Source organism: Pseudomonas sp. TH37, assembly GCF_016650735.1.
In the GTDB taxonomy this organism is placed as follows: domain Bacteria; phylum Pseudomonadota; class Gammaproteobacteria; order Pseudomonadales; family Pseudomonadaceae; genus Aquipseudomonas; species Aquipseudomonas farris.
Genome location: NZ_JAEKFD010000004.1, coordinates 306,212 through 329,771, shown reverse-complemented (window position 1 = coordinate 329,771; position 23,560 = coordinate 306,212). Strand labels below are relative to the sequence as shown.

Annotated in this window: 25 protein-coding genes and 5 pseudogenes; 11 read left to right on the top strand and 19 right to left on the bottom strand. The window is 55.8% G+C overall.

All coding sequences use genetic code 11. The features are described 5' to 3' along the window. Positions 1–64 precede the first annotated feature (64 nt). From JFU11_RS13520 to JFU11_RS13510, 3 genes are all read left to right on the top strand, one after another. Positions 65–1,252: a XylR family transcriptional regulator gene (locus JFU11_RS13520; RefSeq protein WP_201060885.1), complete on the top strand. Its 1,188-nt coding sequence runs from the start codon at positions 65–67 to the stop codon at positions 1,250–1,252. Positions 1,253–1,370: 118 nt separating this feature from the next. Beyond that, positions 1,371–2,066, top strand: a complete 696-nt coding sequence (locus JFU11_RS13515; protein ID WP_201087405.1) for a tRNA (adenine(22)-N(1))-methyltransferase TrmK — start codon at positions 1,371–1,373, stop codon at positions 2,064–2,066. 241 nt (positions 2,067–2,307) lie between these two features. Further along, the gene (locus tag JFU11_RS13510; protein WP_201060884.1) at positions 2,308–2,814 is read left to right on the top strand and encodes a hypothetical protein; all 507 of its coding nucleotides are present in this window, start codon (positions 2,308–2,310) and stop codon (positions 2,812–2,814) included. Between the two features lie 96 nt (positions 2,815–2,910). On the opposite strand, the gene JFU11_RS13505 is transcribed toward JFU11_RS13510, so the two are convergent. The 3 genes from JFU11_RS13505 to JFU11_RS13495 form a co-directional block, all read right to left on the bottom strand. After that, positions 2,911–3,336 (bottom strand): GNAT family N-acetyltransferase, encoded by a 426-nt coding sequence (locus tag JFU11_RS13505; RefSeq protein WP_123722097.1) that lies wholly within the window; start codon positions 3,334–3,336, stop codon positions 2,911–2,913. Positions 3,337–3,394: 58 nt separating this feature from the next. Continuing rightward, positions 3,395–4,057, bottom strand: coding sequence for an SMI1/KNR4 family protein (locus JFU11_RS13500; protein WP_201060883.1), 663 nt, complete (start codon positions 4,055–4,057; stop codon positions 3,395–3,397). A gap of 288 nt (positions 4,058–4,345) precedes the next feature. Then, positions 4,346–4,642 (bottom strand): hypothetical protein, encoded by a 297-nt coding sequence (locus JFU11_RS13495; RefSeq protein ID WP_123722101.1) that lies wholly within the window; start codon positions 4,640–4,642, stop codon positions 4,346–4,348. 325 nt (positions 4,643–4,967) lie between these two features. Here JFU11_RS13495 and JFU11_RS13490 point away from each other — a divergent pair, with 325 nt between their 5' ends. The 3 genes from JFU11_RS13490 to JFU11_RS13480 all read left to right on the top strand — a co-directional run bounded on the left by JFU11_RS13490 (position 4,968) and on the right by JFU11_RS13480 (position 7,003). Beyond that, positions 4,968–5,444, top strand: a complete 477-nt coding sequence (locus tag JFU11_RS13490; RefSeq protein WP_063343148.1) for a VOC family protein — start codon at positions 4,968–4,970, stop codon at positions 5,442–5,444. Positions 5,445–5,518: 74 nt separating this feature from the next. Continuing rightward, positions 5,519–6,355: an AraC family transcriptional regulator gene (locus tag JFU11_RS13485; protein WP_201060882.1), complete on the top strand. Its 837-nt coding sequence runs from the start codon at positions 5,519–5,521 to the stop codon at positions 6,353–6,355. Positions 6,356–6,406: 51 nt separating this feature from the next. Beyond that, the gene (locus JFU11_RS13480; RefSeq protein WP_123722103.1) at positions 6,407–7,003 is read left to right on the top strand and encodes a LysE family translocator; all 597 of its coding nucleotides are present in this window, start codon (positions 6,407–6,409) and stop codon (positions 7,001–7,003) included. Between the two features lie 52 nt (positions 7,004–7,055). Here the strand turns inward: JFU11_RS13480 and JFU11_RS13475 are convergent, their stop codons facing one another. From JFU11_RS13475 to JFU11_RS13455, 5 genes are all read right to left on the bottom strand, one after another. Further along, on the bottom strand, positions 7,056–7,556 hold the full coding sequence (locus tag JFU11_RS13475; protein ID WP_201060881.1) for a GNAT family N-acetyltransferase: 501 nt from the start codon (positions 7,554–7,556) through the stop codon (positions 7,056–7,058). 126 nt (positions 7,557–7,682) lie between these two features. Beyond that, complete coding sequence (locus JFU11_RS13470; RefSeq protein WP_201060880.1) at positions 7,683–8,003, bottom strand: isochorismate lyase; 321 nt, start codon at positions 8,001–8,003, stop codon at positions 7,683–7,685. 41 nt (positions 8,004–8,044) lie between these two features. Then, a complete protein-coding gene (locus JFU11_RS13465) occupies positions 8,045–8,587 on the bottom strand; it encodes a hypothetical protein (RefSeq protein WP_201060879.1) in 543 nt (180 codons plus the stop codon). A 147-nt stretch (positions 8,588–8,734) separates the two neighbouring features. Further along, positions 8,735–9,745, bottom strand: coding sequence for an SDR family oxidoreductase (locus JFU11_RS13460; RefSeq protein ID WP_201060878.1), 1,011 nt, complete (start codon positions 9,743–9,745; stop codon positions 8,735–8,737). Between the two features lie 10 nt (positions 9,746–9,755). Further along, complete coding sequence (locus tag JFU11_RS13455) at positions 9,756–10,172, bottom strand: nuclear transport factor 2 family protein (RefSeq protein WP_201060877.1); 417 nt, start codon at positions 10,170–10,172, stop codon at positions 9,756–9,758. 121 nt (positions 10,173–10,293) lie between these two features. On the opposite strand from JFU11_RS13455, the gene JFU11_RS13450 reads away from it, so the two are divergent. Both JFU11_RS13450 and JFU11_RS13445 read left to right on the top strand, forming a co-directional pair. Then, complete coding sequence (locus JFU11_RS13450; protein ID WP_201060876.1) at positions 10,294–11,205, top strand: LysR family transcriptional regulator; 912 nt, start codon at positions 10,294–10,296, stop codon at positions 11,203–11,205. An 80-nt stretch (positions 11,206–11,285) separates the two neighbouring features. Next, complete coding sequence (locus tag JFU11_RS13445) at positions 11,286–11,945, top strand: LysE family translocator (protein ID WP_123722110.1); 660 nt, start codon at positions 11,286–11,288, stop codon at positions 11,943–11,945. Between the two features lie 635 nt (positions 11,946–12,580). Here the strand turns inward: JFU11_RS13445 and JFU11_RS13440 are convergent. The 3 genes from JFU11_RS13440 to JFU11_RS13430 form a co-directional block, all read right to left on the bottom strand. Further along, entirely contained in the window at positions 12,581–13,087 is a 507-nt protein-coding gene (locus JFU11_RS13440; RefSeq protein ID WP_201060874.1) for an AAA family ATPase, read from the bottom strand. Positions 13,088–13,405: 318 nt separating this feature from the next. Beyond that, positions 13,406–13,828 (bottom strand): MAPEG family protein, encoded by a 423-nt coding sequence (locus tag JFU11_RS13435; RefSeq protein WP_123722112.1) that lies wholly within the window; start codon positions 13,826–13,828, stop codon positions 13,406–13,408. A gap of 79 nt (positions 13,829–13,907) precedes the next feature. Further along, the gene (locus JFU11_RS13430) at positions 13,908–14,861 is read right to left on the bottom strand and encodes a diiron oxygenase (RefSeq protein ID WP_123722113.1); all 954 of its coding nucleotides are present in this window, start codon (positions 14,859–14,861) and stop codon (positions 13,908–13,910) included. Between the two features lie 199 nt (positions 14,862–15,060). On the opposite strand from JFU11_RS13430, the gene JFU11_RS13425 reads away from it, so the two are divergent. Together JFU11_RS13425 and yiaY are read left to right on the top strand one after the other, a co-directional pair. Beyond that, positions 15,061–16,017 carry an AraC family transcriptional regulator gene (locus JFU11_RS13425; RefSeq protein WP_201060873.1) on the top strand — a complete coding sequence of 319 codons (957 nt, stop codon included), beginning with the start codon at positions 15,061–15,063 and terminating at the stop codon, positions 16,015–16,017. Positions 16,018–16,392: 375 nt separating this feature from the next. Next, the gene (yiaY, locus tag JFU11_RS13420; protein WP_201060872.1) at positions 16,393–17,541 is read left to right on the top strand and encodes an L-threonine dehydrogenase; all 1,149 of its coding nucleotides are present in this window, start codon (positions 16,393–16,395) and stop codon (positions 17,539–17,541) included. 96 nt (positions 17,542–17,637) lie between these two features. Here the strand turns inward: yiaY and JFU11_RS13415 are convergent. The 5 genes and pseudogenes from JFU11_RS13415 to JFU11_RS13395 form a co-directional block, all read right to left on the bottom strand. Next, positions 17,638–17,733, bottom strand: a pseudogene (locus tag JFU11_RS13415) (isochorismate-pyruvate lyase); the annotation flags it as partial. Between the two features lie 184 nt (positions 17,734–17,917). Then, positions 17,918–18,235: a hypothetical protein gene (locus JFU11_RS13410; RefSeq protein WP_201060871.1), complete on the bottom strand. Its 318-nt coding sequence runs from the start codon at positions 18,233–18,235 to the stop codon at positions 17,918–17,920. 8 nt (positions 18,236–18,243) lie between these two features. Further along, positions 18,244–18,651 (bottom strand): hypothetical protein, encoded by a 408-nt coding sequence (locus tag JFU11_RS13405; RefSeq protein ID WP_201060870.1) that lies wholly within the window; start codon positions 18,649–18,651, stop codon positions 18,244–18,246. A 101-nt stretch (positions 18,652–18,752) separates the two neighbouring features. Continuing rightward, positions 18,753–19,014, bottom strand: a pseudogene (locus tag JFU11_RS13400) (hypothetical protein). A gap of 264 nt (positions 19,015–19,278) precedes the next feature. Next, positions 19,279–20,412 carry an aminotransferase class V-fold PLP-dependent enzyme gene (locus tag JFU11_RS13395; protein ID WP_201060868.1) on the bottom strand — a complete coding sequence of 378 codons (1,134 nt, stop codon included), beginning with the start codon at positions 20,410–20,412 and terminating at the stop codon, positions 19,279–19,281. Positions 20,413–20,724: 312 nt separating this feature from the next. Between JFU11_RS13395 and JFU11_RS13390 the strand changes: the two are divergent. After that, a pseudogene (locus JFU11_RS13390) lies at positions 20,725–20,886 on the top strand (NIPSNAP family protein); the annotation flags it as partial. Positions 20,887–20,894: 8 nt separating this feature from the next. Here the strand turns inward: JFU11_RS13390 and JFU11_RS13385 are convergent. The 3 genes and pseudogenes from JFU11_RS13385 to JFU11_RS13375 form a co-directional block, all read right to left on the bottom strand. Then, positions 20,895–21,182, bottom strand: a pseudogene (locus tag JFU11_RS13385) (integrase core domain-containing protein); the annotation flags it as partial. Between the two features lie 8 nt (positions 21,183–21,190). Continuing rightward, positions 21,191–22,567: an IS30 family transposase gene (locus JFU11_RS13380; RefSeq protein ID WP_201060866.1), complete on the bottom strand. Its 1,377-nt coding sequence runs from the start codon at positions 22,565–22,567 to the stop codon at positions 21,191–21,193. Then, positions 22,509–23,508: pseudogene (locus tag JFU11_RS13375) on the bottom strand (IS3 family transposase). Before JFU11_RS13375 ends, JFU11_RS13380 begins: the two are co-directional and overlap by 59 nt. Positions 23,509–23,560: the final 52 nt, after the last annotated feature.

Below are 23,560 nucleotides of genomic sequence, written 5' to 3'. Positions count from 1 at the left end.
TTCGTCGTATGCACGCCTAGTCTGTGCCGACCGCCTCGGTGTTGACCGGCCCAGGACAAGAACAATGAAAACCGTACCGCCCGTTCACCGCATCGCACTGCTGTTCAATGGCAGCAAGATCTACGACCGCGGCATCATCAGTGGCATCGGCAACTACCTGAGCAGCACCCGCGCATCCTGGGACTTGTTTCTTGAGGAGGATTTCCTCTGCCGGTTGAAAGGGATCGAGCGCTGGCAGGGTGACGGGATCATTGCCGACTTCGACGACCCGTTGATTGGCGAGGCGCTGGCCGCAATCAAGTTGCCCGTGGTGGCGGTGGGCGGTTCTTATCAGGATGTGCGAGCCTATCCGAAAGGTATTCCGTACGTCGCCACCGACAATACCGCGCTGATGACGCTGGCGTATGAGCACCTGATCGAAGCCGGGCTGACGCGTTTTGCCTGCTTCAGCCTGCCTGAAGCACAAGCCAATCGTTGGGCTCAGGAACGGGAAAAAGCCTTTCGCCAGCTGATGCAACGCGATGGCCTGCACGCGGAGGTCTATCGCGGCATGGGCACCAGCGCGCCGCTCTGGGACAGCGCCGTCGAACAGCAGATCGCCTGGCTGCAGAGCCTGCCCAAACCCATCGGCATCATCGCCGTCAGTGACGCGCGCGCCCGACAGCTACTGCAAGCCTGCCTGACCGCGGGGATCGCCGTGCCGGAGCAGGTGGCGTTGATCGGCATCGACAACGATCCGCTGACCCGAAGCCTGACCCGGGTGCCACTGAGCTCGGTCATCCAGGGCACCGAAACCATGGGGCGAACCGCCGCGCATCTGCTCCATCAGATGCTGCACGGCATGCCGTCCACGGGCACGCAAATACTGATACCCCCTGATTCGATCAACGTGCAGGTATCAAGTCTGCATCAACCATTAGGTGACCCCTACGTCATGCAGGCGCTGCTGTTCATTCGTCAATATGCCTGCCAGGGCATCAAGACGGCGCAGGTGGCGGCTTATGTCGGCGTGTCGCGCTCATCGCTGGAGTCGCACTTTCGCAAAGTGCGAGGCTGCAGCGTGCATGACGAGATCCTGCGCTTCAAACTGGCGGCAGCGACCAGCGGGCTGGAGAACTGCGATTCAGCGATTGCAGACATCGCGCACAACTGCGGCTTCAAATCTGCGCAGTATCTGCACACAGTGTTCCGTCGCGAGTTTGGCTGTACGCCCCGTGAATACCAGCAGGGCGCCAGCGTTGCGATGCAGTGATCGTTGGGGTGAGTCATCGCCCTGGTCGCATAAATTTGAAATGTACGGCGTTGCTCTACAGAATCTCCCCCCGATCCGGCCAAAGGTGCCGGACACTCGTGGTGAAAAGGAACTGCAGTTGAACGAACAGACATTGTCCATGCGCCTGGAACGCGTGGCAGCGCATGTGCCAGCAGGTGCGCGCCTGGCCGATATCGGCTCGGATCACGGCTACCTGCCGGTGGCGTTGATGCGCCGTGGTGCCATCGCGACGGCGGTGGCCGGCGAGGTGGCATTGACGCCGTTCTGCTCGGCCGAACGCACCGTGCGTGAGAACGGCCTGGACCAGCGGATCACCGTGCGCCTGGCCAATGGCCTGGCGGCGATCGAGCCGGGCGACGGGATCACGGCGATCAGCATCTGCGGCATGGGCGGCGAGACGATCCGCGACATCCTCGACAGCGGCAAGGCACGCCTGAACGGCCAGGAGCGCCTGATCCTGCAGCCCAACGGCGGCGAGCAGCCACTGCGCCAATGGCTGATGGAAAATGGCTACCGCATCCTCTGCGAGGACGTGCTGCAGGAAAATCGCTTCTACTACGAGATCATCGTCGCCGAGCGCGACGGGCCGGTGATGTACACCGCCGAGGAGCTGTACTTCGGCCCGCTGCAGATGCAGGCACGCAGCCCGGCGTTCCTGTCCAAGTGGCAGCGCATGTTGCGCCAGAAGCAGAAGACCCTGACCAACTTCGCCCAGGCGCGACAGGCCGTGCCCGAGGAGAAGGTGCAAGACATCGCCCGGCAGGCCCGGTGGATCAGCGAACTGCTGGCTTGAACTCACGGTGTGCTTGCGATCAAATGGCTGGACGAAGGATTTCCTGTTGACCACAACCTATCCGAGCTGTTGCTTCAATGCTCATCTCGGGAAGTGCTTTCGCAGTCCATTCGACACAAAGCTTTCAGTCTTGCTTGACGCTGGCAAAAAACTGAATAAGCAAGCCTGACACCTCGTTAAGCAACCGGCTGCAAGCCACTGTCCGGCTAGTACCAAATGGTAAGTAAAACCGGAGGGCTGCATGACAGAATCCGCATATAACCCCAGCATGAGCATTCAGGTCGCGTACTTAAAAGAGGCGTTAGAGCTCCATGTCCTTGAAGTTTCTGACATCGTTCGCTGGGCGGATGAAGAGATAAATGGCCAAGCTAGTCCTCCTTATGAGCTGATAGAGCTTGCTCTGATGGGTAAATCAAACCGGTTCGACACGGCAAGCCAATTACTGCGAGTCGTAACACCGTCCATGAGCAGTGCAGAGATACTGCCCTACGTATTAGCTGCAGCACATAAAAAACTTCTCGATGCCCCTGACTTCGGAAAGGTTTTAGCCGAGGGAATGTATCGGTCTTGGATTAAGGCGAACTGTAATTTTCCCGACGCTCTTAGCCCGTGCGGATACTTCGACGACGCCTACAGTCTGGCTGAAAGCGGGACATTTGGAACAATCGACCAGATCAACCGAGAGCTGCTTGAGTTTACAGCCGGGTTCCTGAGTTGGATTTGGCCCGCAAGGGTGGCTGTGCGATAGGCTGTTAGTTTTTTCGCTTGCAGGATTGTGAACGTGCGCTTCTGGCCGTTTGCTGCCTGCTACGACGCAGCTATCGGGCCAAGATCCAAAATGCTGTCAGCACAACGACTTCTGGTAATAGAGCCGGGTATGTCCCGGTGGATAGTCTGCCAGGCGTCCGAATTCGGAATAGCCAAGTTTTTGATAAAAGCCGGGTGCCTGAAAGCTGAAGGTTTCCAGCCAGATACCAGTGCAGTTCTTTTTCTGCGCGACCTCTTCGGCCATGCGCATTAGTCGCTCTCCGATACCTTGGCCACGCATGGACTCGGGAACGCTGACAAGATCGATGAGCAGCCATCGATATGAGACCTTGCCGTACAGCCCGCCAATAACTTCATTACTGTCAGGGTCTCGTAGCAACAGAGCAAATGTTTCATGGGCGTCGTCCCCACCGTTGGCCAGATTATGGGCCAGCAAAGGGGTCAAAATTCCTAACCGCTCTGCTTCAGTCGCGTTTTCCGAAAGCTGGATCTCTACAGACATGACGCTCTCCCTGAGCTATGAGTAACTGGGTCCATCTCGGTTCCTGGTGGCACCACATTCAGCGCATCCAAGCACGAAGAGCTTCGAACTCGATTGGGTTCGGATGGCGTAGTCGGGCGGCTAGCGATTCCTCTTCTTCTTGAGAGATGAAGGCTTTGACAATTTTCGAGATGCCTCGAGGGCCAGCCTGGTAATTCATGGCGACACACTGTCGACTAAACAGGGCTTCAAGAAGCGCATAGTCTGCGGGTAGTAAAGCCGTTTTGATCAATGCCACTTCACTTTTCAGTGCGACACTGAAGTCTATTTGAGGCGGTAGCCAAGATAAGTCTGTAGCGACGCGCACGTATTCCCTTGTCACGAACGACGAGATATCGGCATGGGCAAGTGGAGATGGCTGAGCAAAATGAAGTACCTGAGCAATCCCCGAAGTCCCGTTTTCCAATCGAACCAGGCAGTAAGGCTCACCGCCGCCTGTAGCCGCAAAGGGAAGAAAGGTTAGACCTTGCTGGTCATCAGGGTTAAGCCACTCATTGATTTCTCCTTCTGCTTCTTCGGCATCGAGCCAGTGAAAATCTTCAAGGCTACTCAGTGCAGCCTTTGATGGGGGGGTATGTGCTATTCCCATGAGTGCTGCGAGGCGTTCTGGAAATTCAATGTCAATTCTGTGTGCAAGATTTTGAAAGGCTTCGACGACTGCAACAGCTTGTCCATAATTCAAAGTAGAAGAATCTCCATATCTGATAGCAGCGCAATCGAAGTCTCGGAATCTAAATCAACGCCCTCGATTTCCAGGCTTGATCTGCAGTTCATGTGAACCGCTATTGTCGGTTCGCTCGCGGGATCCTACAAAGCTACAACTAGAGGCGCAAGCATCCTAAATCCAATGACCGCTTTTAGCCGATGCCTGCCTGTCATGACTGGCAGGAATCGACCCTAACGGCCGGTCGTGTTTGACAGACATTGACCAAGTGACCGATGTGAGCAATTTTGGCGCATCGTTAGGCTATTAACTGCCATCTTCGCAAATTGCTTTTAGTCCAAGGACTGTGGTTGGAGTACTGCCAATCTGAGTTGGAGTGGCGATGACCATATTAGCGCCTGAGTCACCTTCCAGATGGTAAGACTTCCCATTACAAACTTTTGCGGCTTTCTGGTTTATGTTTTCTAACAAGCCTTCTCTAGAGTTGAAGATACTGCCATGGCTTGTGATCATGTATTGACCAGGAGCAATTTCATTGGCGCCCGTAAAGGTGCAGCCAGTTAAGACCAAGGTAATACATCCGGTTAATATTATTTTTTTCAAGTGCGAGATCTCATATAAGGCTAATAACTATTGTTGGGTGGCATGACATGCCGCGTTCGAACGCGACAGGCTTTCGCATAAACGATCTTGTTAATTATCACGGCGTTCGCGATAAACACGACATGCCTAAAGGGAAACGAGACAAAGGTGACAAGATCCATTGTCGAGCATTCATGTCGAATGCTATCGTTTTGCCAGTAAGGCGTCCATCGGATTTCTGGCCGATAGCTGCCTGTCACGAGGGCCTGCAATCGACTGTGGACTAGCGAATCAGAATACCCGGACTGACAGCAAACCAATCGTATGTCTGAAAAAGGTGAGGCAATTGGAATTAAAGTTCAGCCATGTGGATGTCCTCGTCGAAGACCTCGAGGAAGCGTGCAGGTATTACGCCCGAGTCTTCAGTGCCAGGATTTCCAAGACACTTGATTGGCAGCGCGATGGCTTGCATGTGCGCTATGCGATCGTCATGTTTGGAACGGAGCGCCTTATGTTAGTGCAACCGTTTACCGGAAATCTCAAGGCGCTAATGGACTCCAACGGCGAAGGCACGATCTACCGTCACTGCTATTCCACGCCAGACATCGAGGCCGCGTACGACGAATTGATCGATGCAGGAGTCCAGCCGGAAAATGAGAACGGAAAACCACTGTCTCGCGATAATCTGCAATCGCCCAGTGGGACACGCATCATCTGGTTACCGAAACGCTTTGGGCATTTTTCTATTGAGCTGCTTGAAGAGAAAGAGCTGGAGGCATTTATCAAGGATGCATTTGCCGAGGAACCTGCACAAATCTTCTAAACGTCCTTTTCCATTGCGCGGTAATTTAGTCATCCGCACAGATCAACGCTGAGCCATGACCTAGGGAGCCTTCCGTGGATAGACGCAACTGGATTGAGCTGTCCCAGGACGCCGATACCGGGATTGAATCGATTCGTGCCCATTTTCAGGGGCATGCCTACGATCCGCATTGGCATGACAGTTTTCTGGTCGGGGTCACTGAGCAGGGGGTGCAGCAGTTCAATTGCCGGCGCGTTCGCCACCTCAGTACGCCGGGCAAGGTATTCATGCTGGAGCCGGGGGAAATCCACGATGGGCATGCGCCGACCGAGGAGGGGTTTACCTATTCGATGCTCTACCTCGATCCGCACTGGCTGGAGCGGGAGTTGCACGCGTTGTTCGAGCACGCGCCGGCCAACAGTCAGCCGGGCTTTGCCGACACCCTGAGCCAGGATCCGCGCCTGGCCACTGCCATTTTTCAAGCCTTCCACGCGCTCCATGAGGGCGACTTGCGCATTGTGCGCCAGAGCGCCATCGACACCTTGTTGGGTTCGCTCACTTGCCACCTTGATTGGCGCAAGCGTCAGGCCTTTGATCCGCGCCTGCCGTTGGTGGCCCAGGTTGCGCGAGACTATTTGCATGCCCATGTCTACGAAGACATCGGGCTGGATGATCTGGCCCATGCCTGTGGTGTTGATCGCTTTCGTCTGACGCGGGCCTTCAAGGCAGCCTTTGGGTTGGCGCCTCATGCTTATTTGATCCAGCTGCGCCTGGCCAAGGCGCGACAACTGCTGGCGCGGGGCGAGTCGCCGGCGCAGGTGGCCAGTGCGCTTGGGTTCGCCGATCAAAGCCATATGGGGCGCTGGTTCCGCCGTGCCTACCAGCTCACACCCGCGGATTACCGCAAGCGCTGCTCAAACCTTCCAGACTGAATCCCGCTGACCCGCGACCATGGTTTCCTAATTTATAAAGGAGTCCATGCCATGGAATCGTTGCTGCCTTTCCTGTTGTTTGCGTTCGTTGCCTCGATTACCCCGGGGCCGACCAATATTCTGGTGTTGAGCCACAGTTCGCGGCGGGGGCTGGGTGCCACGCTGCCGATCATTTTTGGCGCCTGCGTGGCGGCGGCGCTGATTGTGTTTGCAGTCGGGCTCGGCGTGGGTGAAACGCTGCTGCGGTTTCCGCGTGTGCAGCAGGCGATGGCTTGGGGCGGGGTGCTCTGGTTGAGTTGGTTGGCCTGGCAGATCTTTCAAAGCGCGCCGCCGTCCCTGGACCCGACCACCCCGCGCGATGAGGGGCTCAGCGTGTTCGGTGCCGCCACACTGCAATTGGTCAACCCCAAGGTCTGGATGATGGCGGTGGCGGTGGTCAGCGTATTTGTCGGTGGCGGCGACAAGACCCTGCGGCTGGTGGTGTTGTCGCTGATGTTTCTGTTGGTCTCTTTGCCGTGCATGACCCTGTGGGCGTTGCTCGGCGTGGGTAGTGCTCGGGCTTTTGGTTCGCCACAGGCGTTCAAACGCATGAACACTGCACTGGCTTTTTTGCTGCTGGTGTCGGCCTGGTTGACCGTGCTGGTGTAGGTCGAACATTGCCTGGGCAGGGCGAAGCAAGTCACAGCTTGCTGTCACTCATCTATATCAAAAGGCCAAACCGATATTCGTGCTCTGACCCTTCTTGCCCAGATAGAGGTTCGATCAAGAAGCCACACCGGTTGAGCACTTTTGCCGAGCCGATATTTGCAGCGTATACGTTGGCAACCAGTTGTTTAAGATTCCAATGCAACTGCGCCTCCTTGATCAGATGCCTCACCGCCAGCGTTGCCAGTCCCTGTCCGCAAGCGCTTTGAGCAATCCGATAGCCGACTTCAGCCGACCCCTCGGAGATGTCGATGCCTTTCAGGTTCGCCCGACCCACTATTTTTCCGTCAGCATCTTCGATGACAAATGGGTGCCAGGTTCCGGCGGCAAAGTCAGATAAATAAGCCGCAATGTGCTCGGCGACGCCCTGCACCGAGTAAAAAGCAGCGTCGCGCGCGTCAATGAAACGCTCGAACCACTCGCGATTGTCCATTTCAAATGTCAGCAACGCCTCAGCATCAGTACTTTGTAGGGTACGAATTCTGACGGGTTTCATAAGATCGCTTCCTTGGTAGAACCACTTGGTAATTGTGCAGTGGAACAACTGCCCGCTTTCGGCCGATTCTTACCTGCATCGGTCGGTTGAATCCACAACCCAAAGCGGACAGCCCGGACACCAGAATCAGGTTTCGGCTTGATGAGCCGTCCAGTGTTTCATCTCTTCGGCAATGAAATGGTTCACCAGATCGCTGTACATCTTCTCGATTGCATCCGGGCTCAGGCCCTCGGCCTGAGCCCACTCGCGACGTGTCGCCAGCATCGCCTTGAAACGCTCCGGTGCACGCACCGAAGTCGCTGAGGTCTTGAACTTCGAGGCCGCCAGCACGTAATGAAAACGCTTGCCCAACAGCTTGATAACGGCCTGATCAAGGGCATCGATTTCGCGTCGGATGTCCTCCATGCCTGCACACTCTGCGGGCTGCAACTGATTGATGACTTCCATGTAAGTGACTCCGTTTGTTGAAAAAGATCGTGAGGTACCTCTTAAACACCGCCGTATTGATACACCGTCGCACTCCAATACTGGCTGCCATTGCGTTTCTGCCGCGTCCATCCATCTGCCACCAGTTGTTTGGCGATCATTCGATTCATAAAGCCATGACCGAGCAGCAGAACCGGTCCTTCGCTGGCAAGGGACTGAAGTCGTTGAGCTGCCGTGCTGGCGCGCATCTTCGCAGTGCCGACCGATTCGACTCTGCGTGAGTAACCGCACAACCATAAGATTCGAAGAATAAATGCCCAGGTAAACGGTGATAGCCGTGGCCGTTTCCAGTGACCATAAGGCAGTTGCGCTTCACAGAAAAGCGCGTCGACGAGGGCGGGTTTCAGGCCAAGAGCCTGGACGGAAGTCAGCGCACGAGGCGCGTTGCTTGAGACAATCACCGTGGCGGTTGCGGCGAGCTGCATGCTGGCATCCGGGACAGGGTGGTTGGTGATTTCGGACCGGTTGTATTGTTCGATCCAGTCTTTCATATCAAGCGCTGACATCTTGTCGGTTGCGACCAATTTTGGCTGGCCGTGACGCATCAGGATTATTTTCCTACTCACAGTATGTTTACGTCCTTGTCCTGGTATGCGGTGAATGTGGGACTTGACGGTAATCTTATCTGCGAAAGTCAGTCGTCGGCCATGACGGATGAGCGTTTTTCCGGCGATAGAGGCGCACTGTGGTTTTCAAAACCAATCGTGATCGCGGTACCACGCCACAGTGTCAGTGAGTGTCAGCTCCAGCGCCCGGAAACTCAGGCCAAGCTCTTGTTCACTCTTGCTGTGGTTGAAACAGGTGCGGTCCTTCTCTCGTACCAACAGGCGCAACGTGGCCATGCTCAGCAGAATGGGCTTGCCGGTAATACGCGCATAGATCTCCTGCACCGTCGCCAAGGTGTATAGAAAGGGCAGTGGTAGTTGTCGAGCGGGTGTCTTGACGCCCGCTATACGCCCCAGAACAGGCACCAGCTCACGCATGGTCATATGCCGGCCCGCCGCGAGATAGCGCTCACCGCGCCGTCCATGTCTGGCTGCGGCAATCTGCGCCAATGCCACATCACGGGCATCGACAACGGAGAAACTACCGGGGATCAGTCCGGGTAATTTTCCGCGCACGACATCGTTGACCAACTGTCCGGAGGAGGTTGGGCCAATGTCGGCAGGGCCCCACATCCAGCCAGGCAGGACCATGCAGGCATGCATCTCGGGATGGCGTTGCAGGAACGACAAGACGACACGGTCGGCGAGGATCTTGCTACGGTAGTAGTCATCCGCATCGGCGTCTGCCCGAAGGCAAGTTTCATCGATTGACGTGCCGGGTGCGCCGTCGAGCACGGCAATGGAAGACGTATGGATGAAACGTCGGATACCGGCGTTGTAGGCCTGGGCAAGCAGGCGCCGCGTACCCTCCACGTTAATCTTTTCGAGTTCCTTCCAGTGACTGCCACCCTTGTAGTTGTCGCGAAAGAATGCGGCGGTGTGAAACACCGTATCGCAGCCTTGCAGCGACGTTGCGAACGCGTCGACATCGGCCATGTCACCAACGACCAATTCCACACCCTGCAAATGCTTGAACTGTTGTTCACCTTTGGCTCTTGAACGAATCAGGGCTTTGACCGCGCAGCCTCGAGCGACCAGTTCACGCACCAGGTTGTTGCCCAACAAGCCGGTCGCGCCAGTAACGAATACACTGTGCATCGCTCAACCCTCAGCTTGATCGGCTAAAAAATGACATCAACACCGCACTGTCGAAGAAGGCCTCTTCACGGATGGCCAGCCCGTCTTTGAAGGTGAAGTGTGCGGCGTAGTACACGGCAATGTGACGGCCATGGGGTGGAATCACCCGGTCCGGCATCACTAATGGTGCGGTGAAGGTGCCGGTCAGGAAGGCGGTCAGTGCCAAACAATCGTTATCGACGGCAAATGGGCTGAAGGTCAACTGGGCATCGGGGAAGGCTTCGAGTAATGCGGTTTCTCGTTGGCGCATGGATTCGCGCCCGGTTTGCATCCCCATCCCATCGAAGTAGATGAAGTCTTCAGAAACCAGCGTAAGCATGGCTTCCACATCACGGCGATTGAAGGCACTGGCGGCGCGCTCCGCAAAGTCGTTGGGGTCAGTCGTCATACAGTCCGTTCCATTCCATTCGTTACGAGGGTCTGTAGATATACCTTTGACGCCTCTGCCGAAAAACAGCGACTGCTGCATAATGGCTTTGCAAATTTGCAGATCAGGGAAGATATGAAGCATGGCTTTGCAAGCAAACTGGGACGATCTTCGCCTGCTGTTGGCAGTCTCGCGACGTGGCAGCTTTCTTCAGGCCGGCCAATTGCTGGGGATCGCGGCGTCTACTGTGTCGCGACGGCTGACCCAACTTGAAAGTGCACTTGGCGAACCACTCGTCGAGCGGGGAGTTGAAGGATGCTGGTTGACCCCGCGAGGCCAATCCCTCGTGGACGTTGCCCTGGCTGCGGAAGCGGGCTTGAGGCGTCAAACCGTTATGGGCATGTCCGAGCTACACACTGAGCTATCTGGCACTGTCGTGGTCAGTGCAGGGGAGGGGTTCTCGTCTTGCGTGCTCGAGGCCGCGAGTCGCTTCACCTCTGTGCACCCGCGATGCTCGGTGGAGTTGCTGATAACAGCCGACTTTCACAAGATTGTCCGCGGCGTCGCAGACATCGCTGTACGCACAGCTCATCTGGGTGAGCCGTCGCTGATTTATCGCCGCGTAGGCAGGCTCGCTTATGGTGTCTTCACCGATGCAAGTTATCTGAAGCGGTTTCCAGGGGTGACTCCGGCCACTGCGGTCAATATTGCCTTGCTTCCTCCGCTGGATATGTTGCCGCAAATGTGTGTGGCAAAGGCCGCGGGTCTGGAACGCACGCAGATCAGCGTGAACTCGTTCGCGGCTCAGCACGAATCGGTAAGGCGAGGTATGGGCGTGGCAGTGCTGCCCCGTATTCTGGCGAAGGACCTGATCGAGCTATTCCCGGATCTCCAGCTTCCAGATATGGAGGTCTATCTGGTGACCCGGCCGCAGGCGTTGAAACAGGCTCACATCAAATGTTTTTTTGTCATCCTGGAGCAGGTGCTGCTTGAAGCCATTTCCATAGAAAGTGTCGAAGATTACCCTTTGGGGGAGGTGCCCCGAAATGGGTGAATAAGGGCAAATACATCTTCTCAAATTCAGTGGTTTTGACATTGCAACCTGGTACGGGCACAGTCTGGCGCTACGTGAGGATGGATGCCTCGGTGAAGCTTAAGGAGAATGCCGTGTTTCCGATCAATATTTGGTTTGCCTATACTGCCGCGTGCTTGCTATTGGTACTCGCACCAGGCCCGGACAATCTGCTGGCCGTCGGCCGAGGACTCAGTCAGGGCAGGATTGCCGCTATCGTATCGGGCATGGCATCCGGGGCGGGAATTCTCTTTCATGTGGCAACCGCATCACTCGGACTGACTTTGCTTATGCAGACGTCTGCAGTTGCCTTCTGGGTCGTCAAGCTCATTGGCGCCGGTTATCTACTTTGGCTTGGCATAAAAGTCCTACGCTCTCGTAGCCTGATTAGCTTCCAGCCAGCGACACGGCAATCACTGCCGAGCATTTTCCTCACGGGATTACTCTCGGCAGCACTCAATCCGAAGCCTGGGTTTTTCGTACTTGCATTCATCCCGCAATTCGTCGACCCACAACGCGGCTCAGTGAGCGTGCAGATGCTGGTGTACGGCATATGGTTCGCCGCACTGACGGCAGTGGGATTCGCACTTATGGGCGTATTTGCCACTGCACTGTCCCGATTTTTGCGTCAGAGGCCACGACTGGTCAATGGCCTGAACGTAGGGGCAGGACTCACCTTCGTTGCTTCGGGAGTATCGATAGCGGCACTCAGTCAAAAATAGGATCAGTATATTGGCGTCGCGGGGCTAAGATTTCAGCCTCGCTGAGCCCCGGTGATTATGAAAGCTGACGACTTTAAGACTTATCTTTCAGGGCTGAGATCATGGCTCTGTATAGCCGCGAAATTGTCATTCGCCGTCAGAATTTTGTTCGCATGCTGCCTTTTGATTGCAACCGCTAATCACATCCGTGCAGACGTTTCGCATGGACTGTTCTGGGACTACGGATACGGGCCTGGCACTTACTTGGGCAGCCGTATTTTCTGGGGGGCGCTTACGTTTTTTGACCCGCTTGCAGCATTGCTACTATTCATCAAGCCAAGAACCGGAATCGTGCTTACGGCAGCGATTATTTTGGTCGACGTAATCCATAACACTTTTTACGTCGCGTTGAAGCAACAGTGGCTGGAGCCGTTCTACCTGTCCCAGGTAGCTTTCCTTATCGTAGTATTCCTACTCTCACCCGTCGCTTGGAATGACCCTATTCGGGACGTAGCGCTCACCAATTCAGTCCGGCGGTGATTCGCTCCACACGCCTGCCGACACAGCGAGCGAGTGAGATAAGGCAACTGCTGCCGCATCAGTGGGTGGCGGCGCGTCGGTTGATCACACCTTGCTACGTTGGGCTTTAGCGGGCGCTACTCCCCGGATAAAAATCGTTTGGTGATCATTGCCACTGCCTCCGCTGGAGAAGTCAGGGCTGTGTCTATATTAAACGGGGCGTTATCCCACGCCTCATATTCATGATCCAATACAGACTGCCAGGTTGGTGGCGTCAGCCCGGGAATATCAATCTTCCTGGTTTCTACCCGTCTCCGGTGTTCATGTTCATCAGAGCAAACCACCTGGATATTCACTAATGGAGCACCAGAGCGTGTGGCGATTTCGCTCCACGCCTTTCGGCTTTCGATTACTGGGTTAACGCAGTCGACTATGACTGTGCTGCCAAAACGAAGATTGCTCAGAGCAAGCTCATTAGCGACCATGTAACCGCTCCGCCCCACGTCTTGTGCCAGAGCACCGGAATTTCGGATAGCCTGCTCAATCGTATCGATCCGCAGATACACGGCACTTGTTCTGGTGGCAAGGTCACTTGCGATAGTCGTCTTTCCGGTACCCGGAAGGCCGCTGAAGACAATGAGCATTTTATGTCCTTCGGTTAGTGAGTTAACCCAGTCTAGGCGGTTGCCAGTTATGCGGCAGCAATAGCGGCCAGCGACGGGCGAACACACCTCCCCCCTACAAGGCTAAGGGAGGCGAAATCATGCATTCCTGCCATGACCATCACACTGGTGTCCTACAGCAATGTGCGATCAAATTTCCGAACACCAGCATGGAGCATGTTTATGTCTGGTGAAGTGAAGCTGGTAATTTTGAAATCTAACCATTGAATCGCCAGAGCGCGCGTCTAAACGCAATGTTGATTTGCAGGACCAAGCCAGGAATCCCTTGATTCAAGAGATTCATACGCCATAACAAGCGGCTATAACAATGAGCGCGAGAAAACAGACCAACTGAACTAAAAAGAAGGCAAACCGAACCGCCACGAACGTATTGGTTTGCACATGGGATACATGAACCAGAGACTGGCACACGCGGGCAATCAGGACGATTACGGACAAGTAGCTCACTGCAGGGTCGTCGACACCAAGGGTTGAAATCACCAACACGATGGCGCCAAAGACAGGCAGATTTTCCACACAGTTCGCGTGTGCTCTTATCCCACGCCGATACCAATCCTCGCCTTCGAGCTGATCGCATCGGAAAGAGGCAATCGGAACATTCGAGAACAAGATTCTGACCCAGCGATACACCCCGACGGTTGCCATCAACAGCAGCAAAGTCCAGGTCGCAAATCCAAGCAACATCCACATCGGTATTGTCATGGCTGCCAGCCTCGATAAATCATTTCAGCACGTCATCCCACAGCCGCGCGGCCGACGCACGGTCGGCCGCCCCAGTCGATCAATTGCTCATGATTGGCGCCAGTGCGGCCTGGATCGTGGACATCTGTGCGGGTGTTGTCATGTGCGTAAGCAGCCGGCTAAAGTGTGGATGCTCCACCCCCGAGATTATGTATTGCCAGCGGTAGGCGCTCAGCACGGAAGCTTTGATTTGCGCTGTCTCATCGACACTGAATGATCGTGAAACATTGCGAATAAAGTAGTCGGCATCGGATGCCGATTGTGCCTGCAGTATTCCATCGACGGCCGCCACCAGAGCAATCAGATCGTGCACCGCCTGTTCGCGCTCGGCTGGCGAGAGTTTCGCGTGCTCCGCCTTCCACTCCAGTTCATCGAGTACGACGTGCCGGCTTTCATCCTTCCAGTGAAACTTGAAAACATCCTTGAATAGCGGGCACAACTCCTCGCGCGGGGCGATGCTTTGCACGTAGTGCGCCTGAACAAACAGCTCGATATGACAGGTCAGCGCGAGCACCGACCAGGTGCTGGCCGCAAGCACCGAGCGCGCCACATCGTTTGGATTGGCAACTTGACGATATCCCGCTGGCAATTGCGAACCAATCATCGTCTCCATGCGCCGGAACAGCTCCTGGTGCTTGATCTCGTCGTTAGAAAAGCGCACCAGAGCTTCGAGTGCGAGCTGATCGTCAAAGACATGGGCCCGACCTTGATCGAGCATTTTGGCGCTGATAAAACGCTCGACCAAGCCAAAGATATACGCATAGGTTCGGCCCTGAATCTGACTGAGCAGGCGCGCCTCGTCCGCGGCGAGAAAGGTCAGGCGGTCGATCCGCGACAGTCCGTCGGGCAAGAATTTGCGCGAGAAGTCGAAACTCCGGTCCTGTAGCAAATCACGATCGATCTGCCATTCCGCTTTCTTCGATGATCTGACAAGTTGAGCATAACGGTCGGCGTTGTCCGAATCTGAGCTGGGCATGGTAGCAACGGTGTTCATATCGATCTCCTGCTTGCCTGGTCGAGTTGGAATTGGGTAATTACGGTTAACGTCGGAGCCCATGACCAGCGGTGAAGCACCTGGGGATAGTCTCGATCACTGAGTCCGAGTTGGTGCTAATCTAGGCCTCGCAGTTCAGGCGATGAATGACCAGTCCGCCTGATTACATGCTCAGGACTCCGGAAAGGAGGGCTGGCAATTGTTGGATGCGTTTTCTGATGTGTTGCGTGTGATTCGGCTTTCTGGAGGGGTCTTCCTCGAGTCGGAATTCACTGCGCCCTGGTGCATCAAGGGAAGAATCTCTGCGGACGATTGCAAACCGTTCCTGGAGGCGCCTCGACACATCATTGCTTCGCATTTTGTCGCCGCGGGGCATATGCAATTACAAGTCGACGGTGGTGCCGCCATTGACGTGCGGGCAGGCGAACTCGTTCTGCTTCCTCACAATGACGCTCATTCTTTTGGCAGCGACCTGAGCATTGCGCCCATGCAGGCGGGCGAAGTTATTCAGCCGCCAGAAGTCGGCGCTATTTCACGAATCAAGTACGGCGGGGGCGGCGAGGTCACGCAACTACTGTGCGGATTCCTCGGCTCTGAAACCCCCTTCAGTCCGTTGCTTTCGTCGCTGCCATCCTTATTGAAATTAGACTTGCGCGCGACGGCTTCGGGAACCTGGATTGAAAGCTCATTCCGTTTCGCTGTCAGTGAGATTGCGGCGGGGCGCCTAGGCTCGACAACGGTCATCGCCAAACTCTCCGAATTGCTATTCGTCGAAGCCGTCAGCCAGTATGTCGCGAGCCTCCCCGCTGAGCGGCGCGGGTGGCTGGCGGGTTTGCGAGATCCGCATATCGGGCGCGCACTGGCGCTGCTCCATGCTCGTCCAACCGAGGGCTGGACGGCAGAAGCCCTGGCGCTTGAAGTGGGCATGTCGCGCTCGGTTTTCGCGGAGCGATTCACGGCATTGGTCGGACAGCCACCGATGCAATACCTGACGCTCTGGCGTATGCACGTGGCGGCTCAACAGCTGCGCGAAGGTCGCGGTAATGTGGCGCAAATCGGCTTTGCAGTGGGCTATGAATCCGAAGCCGCGTTCAGTCGTGCATTCAAACGCCAGTTCGGCACATCGCCCGGCACTTGGCGTAGACAATCAGCGTGAGAAGGTTCGGTGCTGCTGGATACTCTGATCAAGCCTGGCAGCAAAAGTCTCATCACGGCCAATTCATCTACCCAGTCTCGCGCCGGCCTTGTCGGGGCGCATTACCTCCCAGTACTAAAGGAGGTGCTAATGAAAGCTAAAGGACCATTCCAGTCTGGCGTCATGGGTTTAGGCTCAATCCCACGATCAAAAGATACCGGCTGCAATGGCCCATTCATCACTGCATCTTAAAACACTGTTCGCCTGAACACTTGATGCAGCACCGTCTCCCGCTGAACGTTGTCAATAATGACAAACAGACGAGCCTCACAGCCTGCGATATGAGTAGAAAACCTCACCTGATTTTCGGGTTTCCAGAATAAAAGAGGATTTATCATGAGCAGCACCTTCTTCATTCCATCCGTGAACATGATGGGCATTGGCAGTCTCGACGAAGCGATGCTCGCAATCCGCAAATATGGTTTCCGTAAAGCCTTGATCGTCACTGATGCAGGCCTGGCCAAAGCCGGCGTGGCCGCCAAGGTAGCCGGCCTTCTGGCCCAGCAGGACATCAACTCCACCCTGTTTGATGGCGCCAAACCAAATCCGACGGTCAGCAATGTCGAGAAAGGCCTCGAACTGCTTGGCCGTAGCGATTGTGATTTCATTATTTCCCTGGGCGGCGGCTCACCCCATGACTGCGCCAAGGGCATTGCCCTGTGCGCCACCAACGGCGGGCACATCAGTGATTACGAAGGCGTGGATCAATCCGCCAAGCCACAGATGCCGTTGATTGCGATCAATACCACCGCCGGCACGGCGAGTGAAATGACCCGTTTCTGCATCATTACCGACGAAGTCCGGCACGTTAAAATGGCCATCGTCGACCGTAACGTCACCCCACTGTTGTCGGTCAACGATCCTTCGCTGATGGCAGGCATGCCCAAAGGCCTGACCGCCGCCACCGGCATGGACGCGCTGACCCACGCTATCGAAGCCTACGTGTCGACTGCGGCAACGCCGATCACCGATGCCTGTGCACTCAAGGCAGTGGAATTGATCTCGGCCAACCTGCGCACTGCCGTTGCCCAGGGTGACGACATGACCGCCCGGGAAAATATGGCCTACGCGCAATTTCTTGCCGGCATGGCCTTCAACAATGCTTCGCTGGGCTATGTCCACGCCATGGCGCACCAACTGGGTGGGTTCTACGACCTGCCTCACGGTGTCTGTAATGCGATCCTGCTGCCCCATGTCGCCAGCTTCAACGCCAGCGTATGCCTGGCCCGGTTTAAAGACATCGCCAACGCAATGGGTGTCGACACCCAGCATCTGGATGCGGAAAAAGGCGCCGCCGCGGCCATCACCGCCATCCGTAAACTGTCTTCGGATGTCGGTATTCCGAGCGGCCTCGCCGAACTGGGCGCCAAGGCCGACGATATCCCGATCCTGGCAGCCAATGCCATGAAGGATGCCTGCGGCTTTACCAACCCGCGTCTTGCCAATCAGGACGAGATCGAGCAGATTTTCCATACCGCGATGTAACCGATGTGAAGTGACGCCAGCCAGCTCAAAAGCCCCGCCTTCGGTTGAAGAGCGGGGCTTTTTTGCAGCCAGCACGTAGTGAAAACGCTCGCCCTACAGCTTGATAACGATCTGATCAAGTGCATCGATTTCGCGTCGGATGTCCTCCATGCCCGCACACTCTGCGGGCTGCAACTGATTGATGACTTCCATGTAAGTAGCTTCGTTTGCTAAAAAAGATCGTGGGCCTTCGGAAGAGGTATTGGTGGGCTATCTTCCGTGAGTGATGCAGCCTGAATACCATAACATCCGTTGTCCGTGGCACGAGGAGCGGGTTTTTGGCTAAGGCAGATCGGCGAACACTGAGTCGATCGCCAGTGACGGATTCTTTTTGCATTCAGTCTTGAGCACGTTTAATCGCATTGGCGAGCGTCGCGGCTTCGCCTCTTAGTGAATCGAACTTTTCGTTTAGCTCAACATGTCCAGGTTTCCAGGCAAAAACACCATCGACGCTTCTTTGGCCAAGAATGAGGTCATTGAGCGAGCCCATCCCACCGTAGGCTGACAGCAGATATTCAATCCCGTAGTAATCAGCGTTCAGCAAGTGTGCTCTTGCTTTACGCATCCACTGGCTCCAGTGAGTGGCGCCATCGCTTTCAAGCAAGACGGCGAGCTGATCGAGCACGCAAATCAGCTGTTCGGTCTTTGGTCCCATTTTTGAAATCACCCAAACTGAGGAACGATGGATTTGCCCAGATAATTGACTGCCGACACGTACTGTCGGCCATTGAGGCTGACCAACCTCGCGTGGCACTCGGAGCAAAAGTCATTGAGGCCGTTTTGATCGTAGTTAAACAGCACCGTCGCCTCTTGAAGCTCTGAAAGTGTGAATCCTTCCCGCCCAAGGATTTCCTCGAATCGTGCTTTCAGTGCATTGAGTCCATTGGACAAATAGGGATGACTTTTCAGCTCCGGAGGACAGGGGTCTTGTTGCGTCAGATCAACAGCCGCAGCCCTGACGCCCAGCGGGCGCAACGCCACGCTTAGATGGGGATGGACATAGGACAGCGAACTGGCGGCATGGTGAGCGAGGCTATGACACACGCTACCAAGACGTTTATGGGAAGGCATTCACTGTCCTTGTGAGGTGGGGGCGAGGTGAGCGATGGATTCTATGCTTCTGCGCGTTCTCCGACAAAAAATACGGGTGCCCGCAAGGCACCCGTTTTCATTTACTCCGCCGCCTGCGCCCGCAAGCGTCGACCGATCACATCCATCAAGTCACAGCCATCGCGCAACGGAATGGCCAGCAGTTTGGAAAAGTCCGACAGCACCACCGTGTCGCAACCGATCTCAGCGCGGAAGACGATGTTTTCCAGCACTTGGGTGACCGTGCGGATGCGGTAGTCGGCCATGGCGTGCAGGACGTCGAGTGGGGCTTGGGTGTCGATGAACAGGGAGGCCCGGGATCAGGTCGATTCCGGTTAGGGGCATGTACTCGCGACTCTGATCGCTGGATGCTCGACTTCAGGAACATCGATCAAGATCGGTGAGGATGGGCATTACACCCCGACAAGCCCGGACTCAATATCTCTACTGCTGGAAGCACCTCAAATGAAGCATCAGATCATCGCTCTAATTGAGGGCGTCGCTGCAACCGACGACTACTTCACAAAGCGCAATGGGCCGGCAGTGCCTAGGGCAGGATACCTTTCTAGAATTCACAAGTTCGGTATGTGCTGCGGGCAAGATGAGGGCTTAGTTAACCATCACCTCGTCCAGTGCCTGCTCGAGGGTGCTGACCGTGCGCTCGATATTGTGCAGCTTTTCTAGTCCGAACAGACCGATGCGGAAGGTCTGGAAGTCGGCCGGTTCGTCGCATTGCAACGGCACTCCGGCGGCGATCTGTAGGCCGTGGTTGGCAAATTTCTTACCGCTCTTGATGTCGGCATCATCGGTGTAGCTCACCACTACGCCAGGGGCCTGAAAGCCGGCAGCGGCCACGCTTTTGATGCCTTTGCCGATCAACATTGCGCGCACCCGATCGCCCAGCGCCTGTTGTTCGCCGCGGACCTTGTCGAAACCGTAGGCTTGCGTCTCTTTCATCACTTCGTTAAATCGCGCGAGGGAATCGCTGGGCATGGTCGCATGGTAGGCATGTCCACCCTGTTCGTAGGCCTGCATGATCTGAAGCCACTTTTTCAGGTCGCAGGCAAAGCTGCTGCTATGCGTCTGTTCGATGCGCTCGAGGGCCAAAGAACTGAGCATCACCAGGGCGCAGCAAGGGGAGGCGCTCCAGCCTTTCTGCGGTGCACTGATCAGCAGGTCGACTGCGCATTTCTGCATATCAACCCAAAGCGTGCCTGAGGCGATGCAGTCCAGCACGAACAGGCCACCCACCGCATGCACGGCGTCGCCGACGGCCCGCAGGTACTCGTCGGGCAGGATAATCCCTGATGAGGTTTCAACGTGGGGGGCGAAGACAATCTGCGGCTTCTGCGCCTGAATGGCTGCCAGCACTTCGTCCAGAGGGGGTGGGGCGTAGGCAGCCTGGCGACCAGTGTCGACCGGTCGGGCTTTCAGCACCGTGGTGGCCGCCGGGATGTTGCCCATCTCAAGGATCTGGCTCCAGCGATAACTGAACCAGCCGTTGCGTATCACCAGGCATTGCTTGTCGGTGGCAAACTGTCGCGCAACCGCTTCCATGCCGAATGTGCCGCTGCCCGGGACCACAGCAACAGCCTGGGCGTTGTAGACCTGTTTCAGGGTCCTGGAAATGTTCTTCATCACGCCTTGAAATGACTGCGACATGTGGTTGAGCGAGCGGTCGGTGTAGACCACTGAGTACTCGACCAGCCCCTCGGGATCGATACTGGGATATATCTTTGACATGGGGTGACTCCTTTGGCAGAGATCTCAGTGGTATCGACCCTGCCCTAAGCCTTGGCAAATGACAAGATTGCTCGGGATTGAATTGCGATTTCTGTCGAGCGGCTGGCATCATCAGGTCGATTACTGGACGTAGCAATGCTCGCAGGTGGCTGCTGAGTTGTGGGAGGGCTGGCCTTAAAGGTTCCTACCTCCTTACGTTCGGTCGATAACGACCGGTTACGAAGGGCGGCAGCCGACCCAAAGCTGCCATCGACGACTCCGCTTAGGGCATGTGTAGAATAGCGTTTTCCCCATTTTCAAAGGAATGATCCAGTGATCACTTGCCACGTCAGGTATGTAATCGATCCCTACCAGATCCCTGCTTTCGAAAGCTATTCTCGCCATTGGATTCGTGTGGTGAACCGTATGGGAGGGAACCACCACGGCTACTTTCTACCAGCCGAAGGCGCCAACAACATCGCTTACTGTCTATTCTGTAGTGGTCAACTAATCCCGGACACGACGTTAAGTTTTTCTTCGGCCCGAGCTGGCGCCAGCCCGCCGTTGAATTGATGGGGGCGAACCCAGTTGTACCGATGCATCAAGAAGTGGCTGATATCGCGCTGGGCTTCTTGAGCCGTTCTGTAACCCGTGGCCGGTATCCATTCCGTTTTCAAGCTGCGGAACACGCGCTCCATTGGCGCGTTGTCCCAGCAATTCCCCCTGCGACTCATGCTCTGGCGCATGCGATAACGCCACAATCGCTGGCGAAATAAACGACTCGCATACCTGGGCGAATTCAACCGGTCGTCGCAACACTGGATTGTTGGACAGATTTTAGATACTCATTCAATGCTTCGGCAGGTGTTTTCCAACCGAGTGTTTTCCGGGGTCTCGTGTTCAGCACATGAGCTACGGCTTGGATCTCCTGGGCTCCCCATCGAGACAGATCGGTACCTTTCGGGAAGTATTGCCGTAGAAGACCGTTCGTATTTTCGTTCGTACCGCGCTGCCATGGACTATGGGGGTCAGCAAAGAAAACCTTCACTCCGGATTCGATTGTAAATCGAGCGTGATCTGACAGCTCTTTACCTCGATCCCATGTCAAAGATCGCCACAGTTCAACAGGAAGGTCATTCACTGTTTTCTTCAGTGCGTTGGCCATGCTAACAGCCCCGTAGCCAGCAAGAGCCGGCCCGTTCTTCGTCCGAGGAATTAGCCCGTAGCCTTCTTCACGAGGCAGATGGACGAGCATGGTGAATCGAGTTGAGCGCTCGACCAGCGTTCCAATCGCGGATCGGTTCAAACCGATGATAAGGTCGCCCTCCCAATGCCCGGGTACAGCCCGGTCTTCCACCTCAGCAGGCCGACTGGAGATCATGACATCTTCGCTGACGTGTGCCCACGCTTTGGCCTGCGCTCTGGCTCTCGGCACGCGCAATGCGCGCCCTGTGCGCAGGCAGCTCACCAGTTCGCGCTTGAGAGCACCTCGCCCCTGAATATAAAGGGCCTGATATATGGCTTCGTGAGAGATGCGCATGGATTCATCGTCCGGAAAATCGATCTGGAGCCGGTTGGTAATCTGTTCGGGCGACCAGCCATTGACCCATTTACGGTCACTGCGATGTGGTTTGTTTCGGCCTTTGAAGGGCGCTTGTCGAGGCCCAGCAATCTCACAACCATCGGCGTCTTGAACCTTACCCTCAAGACGGTCTCGTACGTATTGATGCAGTCGCGGGTTAGTGGCCAGTTTCGCTGGCTTTGGCCTCTTGGCCACCAGTTCTGCCTTCCATTGCGCGACTGAAGCTCGATACTCAAGCCGACCGCAACGAGTTGCAGCATTACGTGTCAGTTCCCGTGAAATTGTCGATGGGCTGCGTCCAAGGCGACGGGCAATCTCACGAACGCCAACACTTTGCGCCCGAAGCAGCCCAATCTCTTCTCGCTCTGCGAACGATAAGTACCGTCCTGATATGTGGTCCGACATGAATAATGGCATCCCGCCCCGATGACGAAACCAGCGTGTGCCTACCGCTGTTGATACGCCAACGGTCTGTGCTGCCTTTTCGCTTGTGATGCCGGTCGCGATCTGTACCCAAAACAGCCGCTCGATCTCATTACGAAGTGACGGCGCGCCTGGAGAACGCATTGCTCCACGGCCCGTCAATTTTTGCATCCATCCTGCAGGTCGTCCCATAAACACCTCGATCAAGGTGTTGCAACGACCGGTTGAATTCGCCCTGCGACCCTTGATCCGAGTGAAACAGCAGACCCTGAGGCCTTCCTCGTTGCTCGTAAGCCATATCCAGCGCCTTGATAACCAGCTCGGCGTCCGGCTTCTCCGACAACGCCCAGCCCACCACCCGGCGCGCGCAAAGATCCAGCACGACCGCCAGATAGTGCCATTTCCCCTGGGCCCAAATGTAGGTGATGTCGCCGCACCACACCTGGTTGGCTGCCGGGACATCGAACTCCCGATTCAAGATGTTCGGGATATCCAACCGTTCGACTGTCGCTCGTTTATAGGCATGAGAACCTGGCTTTTTGCTCACGAGCTCAAGCTCACGCATCAAGCTGCGCACTTTGAACCGACCGAGTTGCTCACCATCGTCACGCATCAACGAGAGAATGCTACGGCTGCCGGCAGCGCTGAGACTTTGTGAAAACAACTCGCTCACCCGACTGCGCAGCCGAAGCCGTTCGACATCAGGCATTCGGCGCTTGAGGCGGTGGGCGTAATAACTTGATCGATTGATCTCAAACACTTTGCACAGCCAATCAATCGGCTCATGGACACTAAGCTGTTTGATCAGCGCGTACGCTCGTGATCTTCCGACATCAAGAGCGCGGTAGCCTTTTTAATATCGATTTTTCCCGTTCAAGGCGGGCGATCCGGGCTTCCAACTCCTGAATTTTTTGCTGTTCCGGGGTCAGCGCTTTGCTTTGCGGGGTGACGCCTTGGCGTTCCTTCTGAACCTGCTCAACCCAGCGGCGTAGCGCCGACTCGCCGACGCCGAGTGAACGGCTGGCTTCGATGTAGCTGTAGTTTTGCTTGAGCACGAGGTCGGCAGCCTCGCGTTTGAATTCAGCAGAAAAGGAACGGCGTTGTTTGGTCATCTGACACCTCGATCTGGCGAGCATTCTCGCCTAAATGGGTGTCCGGTTTCAT